At 54.2% G+C, this 12,754-nt stretch carries 11 protein-coding genes; 5 read left to right on the top strand and 6 right to left on the bottom strand.

Translation table 11 applies throughout. From position 1 onward, the window contains the following. Positions 1 to 50 precede the first annotated feature (50 nt). Complete coding sequence (locus ABJK56_RS02530; RefSeq protein WP_347243093.1) at positions 51 to 3,380, bottom strand: error-prone DNA polymerase; 3,330 nt, start codon at positions 3,378 to 3,380, stop codon at positions 51 to 53. A 24-nt stretch (positions 3,381 to 3,404) separates the two neighbouring features. Then, positions 3,405 to 4,409, bottom strand: coding sequence for a hypothetical protein (locus ABJK56_RS02525; protein WP_347243092.1), 1,005 nt, complete (start codon positions 4,407 to 4,409; stop codon positions 3,405 to 3,407). 60 nt (positions 4,410 to 4,469) lie between these two features. Between ABJK56_RS02525 and ABJK56_RS02520 the strand changes: the two genes are divergently transcribed. Beyond that, positions 4,470 to 4,619 carry a hypothetical protein gene (locus ABJK56_RS02520; RefSeq protein ID WP_347243091.1) on the top strand — a complete coding sequence of 50 codons (150 nt, stop codon included), beginning with the start codon at positions 4,470 to 4,472 and terminating at the stop codon, positions 4,617 to 4,619. Between the two features lie 115 nt (positions 4,620 to 4,734). Here ABJK56_RS02520 and ABJK56_RS02515 read toward each other — a convergent pair whose 3' ends face one another. Then, on the bottom strand, positions 4,735 to 5,595 hold the full coding sequence (locus ABJK56_RS02515; RefSeq protein WP_347243090.1) for a hypothetical protein: 861 nt from the start codon (positions 5,593 to 5,595) through the stop codon (positions 4,735 to 4,737). A gap of 207 nt (positions 5,596 to 5,802) precedes the next feature. Between ABJK56_RS02515 and ABJK56_RS02510 the strand changes: the two genes are divergently transcribed. From ABJK56_RS02510 to ABJK56_RS02500, 3 genes are all read left to right on the top strand, one after another. After that, positions 5,803 to 6,291 (top strand): L-2-amino-thiazoline-4-carboxylic acid hydrolase, encoded by a 489-nt coding sequence (locus ABJK56_RS02510; RefSeq protein ID WP_347243089.1) that lies wholly within the window; start codon positions 5,803 to 5,805, stop codon positions 6,289 to 6,291. Between the two features lie 90 nt (positions 6,292 to 6,381). Then, a complete protein-coding gene (locus tag ABJK56_RS02505; RefSeq protein ID WP_347243088.1) occupies positions 6,382 to 7,374 on the top strand; it encodes an NADPH:quinone reductase in 993 nt (330 codons plus the stop codon). 205 nt (positions 7,375 to 7,579) lie between these two features. Then, positions 7,580 to 7,954 (top strand): hypothetical protein, encoded by a 375-nt coding sequence (locus ABJK56_RS02500; RefSeq protein WP_347243087.1) that lies wholly within the window; start codon positions 7,580 to 7,582, stop codon positions 7,952 to 7,954. Positions 7,955 to 7,999: 45 nt separating this feature from the next. Here the strand turns inward: ABJK56_RS02500 and ABJK56_RS02495 are convergent, their stop codons facing one another. Then, a complete protein-coding gene (locus ABJK56_RS02495; protein ID WP_347243086.1) occupies positions 8,000 to 9,310 on the bottom strand; it encodes a Gfo/Idh/MocA family oxidoreductase in 1,311 nt (436 codons plus the stop codon). A 101-nt stretch (positions 9,311 to 9,411) separates the two neighbouring features. After that, positions 9,412 to 10,590, bottom strand: a complete 1,179-nt coding sequence (locus tag ABJK56_RS02490; RefSeq protein WP_347243085.1) for a VCBS repeat-containing protein — start codon at positions 10,588 to 10,590, stop codon at positions 9,412 to 9,414. Positions 10,591 to 10,603: 13 nt separating this feature from the next. Here ABJK56_RS02490 and ABJK56_RS02485 point away from each other — a divergent pair, with 13 nt between their 5' ends. Then, positions 10,604 to 12,109 carry a uroporphyrinogen decarboxylase family protein gene (locus tag ABJK56_RS02485; RefSeq protein ID WP_347243084.1) on the top strand — a complete coding sequence of 502 codons (1,506 nt, stop codon included), beginning with the start codon at positions 10,604 to 10,606 and terminating at the stop codon, positions 12,107 to 12,109. A 21-nt stretch (positions 12,110 to 12,130) separates the two neighbouring features. On the opposite strand, the gene ABJK56_RS02480 is transcribed toward ABJK56_RS02485, so the two are convergent. Beyond that, positions 12,131 to 12,754: GNAT family N-acetyltransferase (locus tag ABJK56_RS02480; protein WP_347243083.1), on the bottom strand; the 624-nt coding region annotated here is incomplete at its 5' end.

Raw genomic sequence — 12,754 nt, 5'->3', positions numbered from 1 at the left:
TAGGGAGTGGGCTTTTTTTTCAAGCGAATAGTTGCGGAATTCAAGGGACATTAGCAGAAGTCACGAGATTGTCCTTCTAGTCCTGCAAGTTTGCTGGAAAGATCTTCTAAGCGTATGACAACGACGTGAATGACCCCACTTTGCTTTTGAAGCCGTCCTACCGCGAGAACGAGCGGTGCGTTGAGGGCAACGAGTCGCCACCGGTGCCACACATCGGGACGGATGATCAGGTTAATCATCCCGGTCTCGTCCTCCAGTGTCATGAACGTGATTCCTCGGGCGGTGGAGGGCCGCTGGCGCACAAGCACTATTCCCGCCACACGCACAGGATGCCCATCAGGAATATCCTTCAATTTAATTGCCGGAATAACGTGCAGGCGGTCGAGTTCCGATCTGAGTAATCGTAAAGGATGTGCCTTCAAAGACAGGCCAAGCATGGAATAATCAGCCACCACCTCCTCTGCCATTGACATTGGAAGCAGCAGACACTTCTCGAAAGACTGGTCTTTTATATTCAGGTGTGATGATTGGCCTGCTCTGCAATGAGCAGAACACGTCTCCGCGGTGGAGGTAAAAAGGGAAGGAGTTTCGGGAGCGATCTTCATAGCCAGCCAGAGGGCCTCACGGCGCGTCAGGCCCAGTGAAGCGAAAGTATCTGCACGGGCAAGGCGAACCACAGAAGACCTGCTGAGTTTCGTTCTTTGGACGAAGTCGCTGAGACTTGTGAAGGGACCGTGCACTCGAGCTGCGATAATTTTTTCGGCGTCTGCTTGTCGCATACCCTGGACCATGCGAAATCCCAGACGAATGGCTTTTACTGGGAAAAAGGTTGATTCAGGAGAGGGTGCAAGCTGATTTATATTGCTATTACCCTCCTGATAGGGATTTGGAGAGGCATGCCAGGGGCATGGACCTTCCCAGGGGACTTCCTCTGACGACTGCTGTTGGTTCTCTGCCTTTCTTTGAGAAGTATTGGATGGAAGAATTGCCGCTATCGCCAGTTTCGTGGGTGCATCCGCGTCTTCCAGGTCGCTATCCCAGAAGCTGAAATTCACATCCACGGGTCGGACTTCCACACCGTGCCGCTGGGCATCTTCGATGAGTTGCGCCGGGGCATAAAATCCCATCGGCTGGCTGTTGAGAAGTCCCACGGTAAACGCTGCCTGGTAGTGATATTTGAGCCACGCGGAAACGTACACCAACAGCGCAAAGCTGGCTGCATGCGATTCTGGAAAGCCATAGTCTCCAAATCCACGAATTTGCTGGAATATGGCTTCAGCATATTCTGGACTAAATCCATTGGAAAGCATTCCATCAATGAGTTTGCGGCGGAACGCATCGATAAGGCCTGGTCTTCGCCAAGCTCCCATAGCCCTCCGCAACTGGTCGGCCTCTCCCGGAGTAAAACCAGCAGCCACCATGGCAAGTCGCATGGCCTGTTCCTGGAAAAGGGGCACACCCAATGTCTTGCCCAGCACCTCCCGAATGGCTTCACTGGGATATGTGATTGGTTCCTCGCCGGCACGGCGGCGTAAATAGGGATGAACCATATTTCCCTGAATTGGCCCAGGACGCACAATGGCCACTTCTATGACGAGGTCGTAAAAGCAGCGAGGTTGAAGCCGGGGCAGCATACTCATTTGGGCACGACTTTCAATTTGAAAGACACCCATCGTGTCGGCACGGCGGATCATTTGATAAACGCCTTCATCTCCTTCAGGAACTGAGGCGAGGGTGATTTCCCGGCCATAATGCTTTTTAATTGTTTGGAATGTCTTACGAATAGCAGTAAGCATTCCCAAACATAGACAATCAACTTTGAGAATACCCAGCTCATCAAGATCATCTTTATTCCACTGGATAACCGTTCGGTCAGGCATTGCCGCGTTTTCGAGTGGAACAAGTTCACACAGTGGTCCATGCGTAATGACCATTCCACCGGTGTGCTGGGAAAGATGTCGGGGAAATCCCACAAGTGTGGTGGCCCATTCTACAAGGTGTCGGGTGGCAAGAGACTGCGTGTCAAACCCCGCTTCACGGCACCGTTCGAGGAGATCGGGTTCCTCGTGGAACCGCTCGATTGTGCTGGCAAGACGATCCACTTCTTCCAGCGAAAAGCCGAGGGCTTTGCCCACATCCCTGACCGCAGAGCGGGGGCGGTAGGTGATGACTTCGGCTGTCATTCCGGCACGTTCCCGTCCATATTTGTTATAAATATATTGGATAATTTCTTCCCGTCGTTCGTGTTCAAAATCCACGTCGATGTCGGGAGCTTCGTTGCGTTCCCGACTGACAAAACGTTCAAACAGAAGATCCATCCGTTCAGGATCCACGGCGGTGATCCCCAAGCAGAAACAAACTGCGGAGTTGGCAGCGGATCCCCGTCCCTGGCAAAGGATGCCACGACTCCGCGCAAAACGGACGAGATCCCAGACAGTAAGAAAGTACGCCTCGTAGTGAAGCTCTCCAATAAGACGAAGTTCATGTTCAAGAATCGAACGAACTTTTTCGGGGATTCCCTGAGGATAGCGTTGGCGGGCCCCTTCCCACGTAAGAAAGCGAAGATACTCCAGCGGTGTGTATCCAGGGGGGACCAATTCCTCAGGATATTCATACCGCAGTTCATCGAGTGAAAAGCGGCACTGCTCGGCAATTTCTGTGGCTCGTTCGCAAGCGTGTGGGGCGCGGTGCCACAGCGCCCGCATTTCCTCAGGCGATTTCAGGTATTTCTGGGCATTGGCAAACCGCTGCTTTCCCAGTTCACTGACCCTGATTCCCATGCGGATGGCCGTAAGGATGTCATACAAGGGAGCGCGGGAAGGATGATGATAAAAAACATTCCCATCGGCTACGAGCGGTAGATGGGATCGCTGCGACAGGCTTTCCAGCCACTCCAGACGCCGGCGGTCGTTCGGGCCGAGGGAAAGTTCTCCTAAAAGATACCCTCTTTTTGAGAAGACTTTTGCATACTGTTGAAGATAAAAGAGAAGAGGCTGTCCTTTGGCGGCCTTTGGAATCACTCCCGCCAGAAGACCATCACTGTGTTCGACAATATCCTGAAAGGTGAGGCTATACTGGCCCTTTTCGGCCTGGCGCCTGCCCTTTGTGATGAGGCGGCAAAGCCGTCCGTAGGAACGACGATCGGTGGCCCACAGCACAACCGGTAAACTATCCTGTGGATGAATCTCAGCCCCCACGATGAGTTTCAGCCCCAGCTCTTTTGCCGTAATATGGGCGCGGACAACACCCGCCACGCTGGCTTCATCCGTGATGGCTAACCCCTTCAGACCCAACTCTGCGGCCTGGTGGAAGAGCTCATCTGGATGGGAAGCACCCTGCAGGAAGGAAAAATTCGTTCTGACACGAACGTGGTAATCCATAAAAATCCCCATTGTTAATGACTATCAGAATATCCCATGGAGAAACCATTGTCCGGTAGAGAGACACCGATAAATCCAGAAATGCTCTCCGGTAGCTGTTTCAACGCGATAATAGTCACGCAGAATTGTGTCACCACGCCACCATCCGGTTTCAATACGCTCGGGACCCCAGAAACGAACGATTTTTTTGCTTTGGCCTCGATAAAAGAGACGATAGGGATCTCCTGAGGGAATTCCCATGACCACCTCAATCGGCACAGGATTGTTCAGAAGCCGTAAAGGGCGCGCTCCGGAAAAAGAGGCAAAGGATACGGAAGAACTCTTCTGTTTTCGCTGCCGATCGAGGCAACTCCTCCACCTGGTCACATATTCCGGTGCGTAATCCGGCTCCAGAAAGGCTTCAGAGACGCGCTCTTTGCCCAATCGAGCAGCCAATCGCTCGAGAAGTTCTGCCCACTCCCGGGATGAGGAGGTAACCGAGGGATGAAAAAGAGTCGATTGACCCCATTCGAGGGAGGCAGTACACGTGGCTGCAACTGAGATTTGAGTAACAGGTCCCGATAAACGTAACTGCTCTTTGTGTAATTGGAAAAGACCATACAGCTTTTCAGCGTTTACTGTGGGATGGATCAGGGTGATCGTGATGGATAACGGCTTTGCATCGTCACAAAAGAAAGTTATTACTAACTCTAAAGCCCCCTGCCCTATTTTGAAAAGATGGCCACTTAGTGTGTGTAAAAGTGACGATATATGCCCGTCAATAATTTCGGGCGATGTTGTGGGATATTCGAGATAGACACTGTATTCAAATTTGGGTAAAGGGTGATACGGAGGAAGAATTTCCTCACATTCTCCTACGAGTTGCTGAATGCGGATGCCAAAATCTTTTCCAAGGCGTTCCTCCCATTCAGAAAGGGGAATGCGAAGAACGTCTCCAATCGTGTGGCATCCCAGTTCATGGCAGACGATATGCCATTCCTCTTTGCCCCGAATGGCTTCCACAGGAAGGGATTGGAGCCAGTGTCGCATCTTTCCCGGAGGGATGATCCATGCCTGGGATATGCGGTGCTTTGTTTCGATGGAGGCAAAATGGGTGAAGGCCCAGCCAGCCGTTGCCGTTTCGGTGATTGCGATTGCAACCGGATGAAATCCTCGCTGATAACATTCTCCTATCAGATGGGTGATGAATGGCTTCTCCTCGCCAATGATGTGAAGGACACGGGTAAGATCAAGGAATAACGTATCAGAAGGGCCAAGCGGATCCAAATAAATGTGTGGGGTATATCGAGTACAAAATTCTGCAAGACGTGATAAAGGAGATTCCGGATTGATCGCGACCGTGGTAGCGGGAGAATTATGCTCGGAGTGATGCTGCTTTGAGGGATGGGCTTTCGTTGAGGGATGAGGTTCCAAAAGTCTGAGACAGAGGATCCGCCGGATCATCGATCAGCACCTCCCCTGCAGTGTTTTCCCATTGACCGCGAGCCCGAACCACAATCACCTTCACACGCCGACGCTGGGAAGTGTCCTGGGCACGGGTTGCAGCCTGAGGTTGGACGAGGAAGCGTACCTGAGCCCAGGAAATCTCGTTGATTGCCTGGAACGGCCGAACGAAAATTCCTACGGTGAAACCCTGTTCAGCGGCAAGTTGAAAGCGACGAGCGGTTCTGGTGTCCAGGCGGTCAATACGCGCCCACAGGGCTCCTGTAGAAGAGCAGCGAAGAACCTGAATGATGGCCCAGGAGGCATCCTTTGGAGAAGTGGGGTGAAGAAAGATTGTTCGTGAAAGATCGATTCCCAGATACACCAAGCCAGGAGGATAAATTTCCTGAGTAGGGTCAACAATAACGAGATGGCCTTTCCGGTGAACTGCGATAGACCAAGCCATTCGCAGAGAAAGGCATTCTCCCCCTATACCTTCTGTGGGGATCAACCATTCAACAAAACCGCCTGGAAAAATTCTTTTTTGGGGAAGGAGGGCATCCACTTCCGGAATGTCTATAGAAATCCCTTCAGAGGGGGAGTGGGCCCGTCGAGACGAAACCGCCTCTATTTGCCGGCGAAGAACGGCCACAAGAACACTCCGAGAATCCTCCGTCTGCTGGGAGAAAATCGGAGGGGCTTTCGCATGCTCTGTGTAGCTTCCCAGGAAGGTATTCCCTTGAGGAATCCCAAGAGAGTCTGCCGAAGATGGAACGAAATCGATGCTAGCCATGCTGTCACCTCCACGTATAGTGTACATTTGTACCCTATCTTCGTCAACTCGCATTGAAGTGTTCATATGAGCATCATAAAGACACTTTTAGGACACGCTGTTCCATGGGTAAAAGCGACCCTCATGTTTCCCCCACGCCCTCGGGTCCTATAATTCTGGAAAAAACGGTTATCACAAGCTGAGGAAGCTCCGACGAAGGAGAAACCCATGAGCGAAATCGAAGAACTACGCCAACAGTTGAGGGATGCCTACAAAAACCGAGCGATGATCTATTACCACATCTACGAGGAGCTATCCCGGGAACTTGGGCCACAGCGGGCTGAGCAGATTATGAAACGGGCTATTTACCGCCGCGGGCAAGAGCGAGGCCAGGCCTTCCGCCAGTTTGCCCCCGCCAATCTCGCGGGGGTGCGTGAAGCATTTTTGGGCCATTTGCCCGATCAGGGACGGCTTTTCGAGCCTGAAGTCCTTGCCCACGATGAGACGCGCCTTGATATCAAATTCCACCGTTGTCCGCTGCGAGAAGCCTGGATGGAGGCGGGACTGCCGGACGATCTTGTGGCCACCCTCTGCCGAATCGCCGCTGAAGTGGATTACGGGTTATTCCAAGAGGCTGGATTTAAGTTTTTTGCCGACACATGGCAGCCAGGAGGCGAGGGGTGCTGTTGCCTGCACATCCGTCCGGGAACAGGGTGACTGTCAATGGTTGCTGAACATTCCGGTTAGAAGTCTGGGCCCCACCAAACCATGGATTGTCTTCCAGAAGAAGCATCGAGGAGGATTCTTATGAAGGCAGCTTACATCGAACACTACGGTCCTCCGGAGGTCATCAAGTACGGGGAGCTACCTCAGCCACAGCCAGGGGATACCGAGGTGCTCATTCGCGTGGGAGCGGTTTCTGTCAATCCCATTGACACCTACATCCGGGCAGGCATTGTCCCAATGCCAATTCCAAAGCCCTACATCTTGGGGTGTGACGTTGCCGGAACGGTGGAGGCGGTGGGAGCGAAAGTGACGCGATTCAAGGTCGGCGACCGCGTATGGGGTTCCAACCAAGGACTTCTAGGAAGACAGGGGACTTTCGCGGAGTACGTCGTGGCCGACGAATGCTGGCTTTATCCTACGCCCCAAACAGTGTCCGACCGCGAAGCGGCCGCGATCGCTCTTGTAGGAATCACGGCCCATCTAGGATTATTCCGCGATGCAAGACTTCAAGCGGGGGAGACCGTGTTTGTCCATGGTGGCGCTGGTGGGGTAGGATCCTGTGTTGTTCAGATGGCCAAGGCCGTGGGAGCCCGCGTGATCACCACGGCGGGGAGCGACGAAAAAGCAGAACTGTGTCGCCAGTTGGGTGCTGACCTTGTGATCAATTACAAGAAAGACAACGAGGAGGAAGAGATTCGTCGGTTTGCCCCCAACGGTGTGAACGTCTGGTTCGAGACGCTTCGGGAACAGAATCTTGAAATGGCCGTGTCACTTTTGGCCATGCGTGGCCGATTGATCTTGATGGCTGGAAGGGAATCCCGGCCACCATTTCCCGTGGGGCCATTTTATGTTAAGGATTGCAAGGCCTACGGATTTGCTATGTTCAACGCGCCGCCGGAGGAGCAGCGCCGAGCGGCGGAAGACATCAACCGGTGGCTCGCCGAAGGAAAGCTGCGACCTGTTATCGGCAAGATTTTCAAGCTGGCGGAGGCGGCTGAAGCTCATAGGCTCCAGGAAGACAATACCCTCCGCGGGGCGGGGACGCTGGTGGGCAAAATTGTGCTGGAGCCGTAACCCGCCTCGTTAGCGTTTTTCTCACTCGAATGATTGCCCCAGACCGGCGCGGTAGTTTGGTGGTCATACTCGGCGCGGGTAAACTTGCACCAGTGGACAGCCAAGGGTACGGACCTTCTGGGCGAGGTTGGAACGGCAACTCAAACTGGGGACAATGAGGGGTACTGTGCCGTGAGCTTCACCTCAAGACTTGATGGTCTCTGGAATGACCTCTCGCACAAAACAGGAATCCGCCGACCCGACAATTCACTTGCGTCGTCACGCCCTCGGTGTGCTGGCGGCTCTGTTGTGCCTCGGAGCAATTTTCTTTCACTTTCGCCCGCCGAGCAATTCGTTTGAAATCATGTGCGAATCCGCCTGCTGGCGGATGGCCCCGGTGACGGCCCTGCTCTGGCTTGCGTACTACAGGATCCTCGAGTTGCCGCAGTGGCTGGTGCTGGCCGTCCCCTGTTTCTTGATCGTGGTGGTTCTTCGACCAAAGCTTTTGCTGTTTGCTGCTCCAGTCATTCTTCTGATTTTGTTTTTAAAGCCACGTCCTGCAAAGTCTGCAGGAAAGAAACAGGCCGCCAGAAGACGATAACACCGGCGGCCAGCGGCGTAATCATTACTGATGTTTTCCAAAGCATTAGACCTCAGGCAACAGATAAGGCTTTCGGCGAGGACGGTCCAAGAATTGGTTCGCTTCGTCGTCGCCCACAAACCGCTCGTTCACAGGATCCCACTTGAGAGTTCGGCCGACCCAGCGTGCGATGTTTCCGAGGTGGCAAAGCGTCGTCGAGCGGTGGCCGATTTCTTCATGCGCGACAGGTTTCTCGCGTGTCTTGATGCATTCCAGCCAGTTTAACAGATGATGGTTGCTTACCGGCAAATGAACTGTGAAATCGTCATACGGTGGATCTCCCAGCTCTTTGGGTTCTACCGTGAACTTCCCACGATCGATGGTGATCCGTCCCTTGTCCCCCACGAAAATTGCACCGCCCGGAGGGCCGTTGTCCAACTTCACAACAACTCCGTTTGCGTATTTGAAAAACACCTTCGGTTCGCTGCAGATTTTCTCACCGCGGGTTCGGGGTTCTGGTTGCGTGTACGTGGGAGGATTAAATTTGGGCCCTTCTGTCCAGATTTCCACCGGACCAGTATCGTCGGTCCCAAGAGCCCATTGGATTTGATCCAACCCGTGGGCCCCCCAGCCCGTCATTTCGCCTCCTGAATATGGTCGGAACGAAATCCAACCGGGACGGGCACGAGGAGTGTAAATATCGATGTGGTAGGGCACGGGTTCTGTAGGACCACACCACATATCCCAGTCCAGACCGGGAGGTACCGGCTGACCAGGGAAATTGCATTCCCAGGGGCTCGGATAGTTGGCCGCTATGACCGTGTGAACTTTGCCGATGCGTCCATTGCGTACCAATTCGCACCCCAACCGATTCGCCGCCATCGAGCGCTGCTGACTGCCGGTTTGGAAGACGCGCTTGTACTTCCGAACGGCTTCCACGATTTTTCGCCCCTCGTGAATCGTGAGTGTCATCGGCTTTTCGGCGTAGATGTCTTTCCCGGCCTGGCACGCGTGGATGCACACGATCGCCCGCCAGTGATCGGGCGTGGCCGTGATGATCGCATCGACATCTTTCCGCTCCAGCAATTTGCGGTAGTCCTGGTAAGCGGCAGCCTTGTAGGGCTCGGCTGTTTTTTCGGCACGCGGGAGGTTCACATCCGCGATAGCCACGATGCGCCCGAGATTGGGGAGTTCATCAAACAACTGGAGTCCCCGGCGACCGATACCGATGCCACCAATGCCAATCCGTTCATTCGCCGGAGGGATGCTTTGAGTACCCAGTACATGCCGTGGAATATACAAAGGGGCCGACGCGGAGACCGAGGCGATCAGCGAAAATCGCAGAAACGAGCGACGGCTAAATCTTGTGGTTGGCATAATGGATACCCTCCCAATTCTCGTACTATCTCCCGCGATCGGGAAATCGCAGGCATCCGAGCTTGTAGAGCTTGCGTGCAGCGGGGACGGTGAAGTCGCGATCAACGTAACTGGTTCTCAAACCAAACGGGGCCGCCCCATTTTCCCGTTACAACGACATCCAGATCACCATCCCCGTCAAGATCGATCACGGGGATGTTGAGGCCCGCCCCGATTCCCTGGTTGTAGGTGATGGCATGCTTGATCCATTTTACTTCTGGTTTGCCCTGAAATTCGTACCAGTACACGCCGAGCGGCTCGAAAGCACCGGGGTCGCCGCCATTGTGAGCCATGAACCGCTTGCCGGTCACAAGGTCCAGATCGCCATCCAGATCAATATCCGCCAGTGTGAGTGAATGGGCCTGGCTCCATGTGTTATCGATAATGTGGCGTTTAAATTTAATCTCTTGCCCGTCCCTCACTTGTTCATACCAGTAAATTCCATAGCGGTGCGCAGAGCTTGCAACGAGATCGTTCAGACCGTCGCCGTTCACATCGTGGACAAGAATTTGAGCTGTGTGCTCGGCGGTTCCTTCTTCGGCTCCGCCCAACGTGATGGGATGTTCAATCCAGGAGCCCTGGCGAGGGTCAGAGGGGGCTTCGAACCAAGCATTTGGGCGGATGATGTCCGGGCGGCCGTCACCATTCACATCCCCTACCCCAGAACCGAAGTTCATTGGCTTGTCACTCACCACGTGTTTAACGAATTGCACTTTTCCATCAGCCTGAGGTACGATTTCCCACCACCACGTTGGGGCAACTTCGGGAAGGATCTCGCGAGCCTTGCCGTCACCATCCACGTCCGCCAATTGAGCGGTTTCGTGATTGAGGCTCACGTCGATGACCGTCCGCGGCCAAGGGTTCCCATCGAATCCTGTGTTCCGATGCCAGTCGAGGCACTTTTCAAACCAGTCGCAAGAGATGACGTCTGGGCGGCCGTCCAGGTCCACGTCGAGCGGCAGGTCGGCAAAATTCCACATATAGCCTTTTCCTGAGTTGTCTACCTCACCTTTCAAGTCACGAATCTTATAAGCTTTCCAGTCAGGTGCCAGATAGACAAACGGGCCCGCGACCACGTCCAGCTTGCCATCACCGTTGAAGTCAGCGACGCCACAGGCTTCGCTGCGAAACTGGCCAATGCGGTGCATCTTGAACGTCACGTCGGCCCCCCAGCTTGTGACCGTCCATGACACCACCACGGAAAACAGTGACAGAGCCAGCAGAGCACGGCGTAAATTCATGGATTATCCTCCGATGTTGATCAATTCTCCCAATGGGTCACCACGCCAGGGCACCTTTGTCTGCACGGGCTTCACCAATAGGCTAGTCCAAGCCGGCGGCTTTCGCAAGGGACCGGCTGAGCGGGTTATTCTTCGGTATGAGGTGCCGATTGACCGACATTGCCGAGATTGTATCATGGGCGCCCGAGACCTGAGACTGAAACGGTTTGATAACCTGGGAGCGGCAAAGATGGCATTGACCTCGCGACAGCGGGTGCAGACGGCACTCTCGCACCAGCAGCCGGATTACGTTCCACTCGACCTCGGTGGGAGTCCCGTCACAGGAATGCACGTCAGCAGTGTTTACCTCTTAAGACAAGCCCTGGGGCTTGATCCGCCGGGGACCCCGGTTAAGGTCGTCGAGCCCTATCAAATGCTGGGTGAAATTGACGAGCGGCTCCAGGCGGCCCTAGGGGTGGACGTTGTGCCCCTTGGGCGTCGCAAGAATATGTTTGGCTTCGAGAACAAGGATTGGAAGCCCTGGCAACTATGGGATGGGACGCCCGTTCTCGTTCCCGGAGATTTTAACACAGAACCGGAACCGAACGGGGATTTGCTGATGTATCCCGAGGGAGATAAGTCGGCACCGCCGAGCGGGAGGATGCCAAAAAACGGGTTTTACTTTGACACGATCATCCGGCAGGACCCAATCGATGAGGAGAAGCTCAATCCGGAGGATAACCTGGAAGAGTTCAAACCCATCGATGATGACGAGCTGCAATGGCTGGCCACCGAGGCGGACCGGTTGTATCGCGAAACCGACAAGGCGATCCTCGCCAATTTTGGCGGAACCGCTTTCGGGGACATTGCCCTTGTGCCGGCCCCCTTTTTGAAGCATCCCAAGGGTATTCGCGATGTCGCGGAATGGTACATGAGCACGGTGACGCGATTCGATTACGTGTGGAAGGTCTTCGAAAGACAATGCGAAATCGGGATTGCAAATCTCAAAAGAATTTATGAAGCGGTGGGTGATCGTGTGACCGCGGTGTTTATCACCGGCACGGATTTTGGTCAACAGCACGGCCCATTCATCAGTCCGCAAACCTATCGCCGTCTGTTTAAACCATTTCACCAACGAGTGAATGCGTGGGTCCACGAAAACACTCCGTGGAAGACATTCATTCACTCCTGCGGATCGGTTGTGGCTTTCCTTGACGACTTCATCGAGGCCGGATTCGATATCCTCAATCCGGTGCAGTGTTCGGCTGCCGGTATGGACCCGCGAATGCTCAAAGAAAGATACGGCGACCGACTTGTCTTTTGGGGTGGAGGAGTTGATACACAGAAGACGTTGCCCTTTGGGACTCCTGATGATGTCCGCCGGGAAGTCAGAGAACGGATCGAAATCTTTGGACGCGGCGGAGGTTTCGTCTTTAACACAGTGCACAATGTCCAGGCGAGAGTCCCGGTAGAAAACCTGTTGGCTCTGTACGAGACAGTTAATCAGTGCCGGGGGCTTCCATTCCCGGTCACACGCTGACCAAAAGCGACAGCGGTGGGCCTATGGTATTCCTTTCACAATCCACGGGCCTAAGCACCGCGTTAACCAGACGGGCAGCCGCCGCCACACGGCCGTTGCGAGGCGGAAACGTGGGTTGTCGGGACGCAGATCGCACGCAGTCCCGCGAAAAACGTGGTACTGCCAATGCGCTGGATAAGGCTGAGCACCCCACTGTTTCTTGAACCGGTAGGTTGAACTTTCAAGTGTGCTTCGGCCGAAGTCGAATTCCTTTTGCCCCCGTTCGACACTCCGCTGCAGCATTGCCCAGTAAAGTCCCATATTGGCACAGGTCCAATTCCATTTGCGGAGCGAACTGGCACTGGGGACCTCGGTGACGCCCGATCCATGGAGAACGATCCCCGCGGCCAGCGCCCGATGTTTGAACCGGACGACGGCGATTTCGGCCTCGGGAAACGCCCGGAGGATACCGGCAAAAAGTTTTTGGGGAAAAACAGGTGTTCCCAGGTCGCGCATGTTATGACAGAAAACGCGATAAAAATCCGTGAGACATTCTTCCCGGCCCCACTCCACAACAAGGCCCAGCTTTTCAGATTTTCGGATTTGATTACGGACTTTAGGTGAAAGGCTTTTCCACAGTGCCTCCACCGTGTCAGGAAGCAAAAG

Source organism: Thermogutta sp., assembly GCF_039793925.1.
Taxonomy (GTDB): domain Bacteria; phylum Planctomycetota; class Planctomycetia; order Pirellulales; family Thermoguttaceae; genus Thermogutta.
This window is presented reverse-complemented; position numbering and strand designations above follow the sequence as displayed.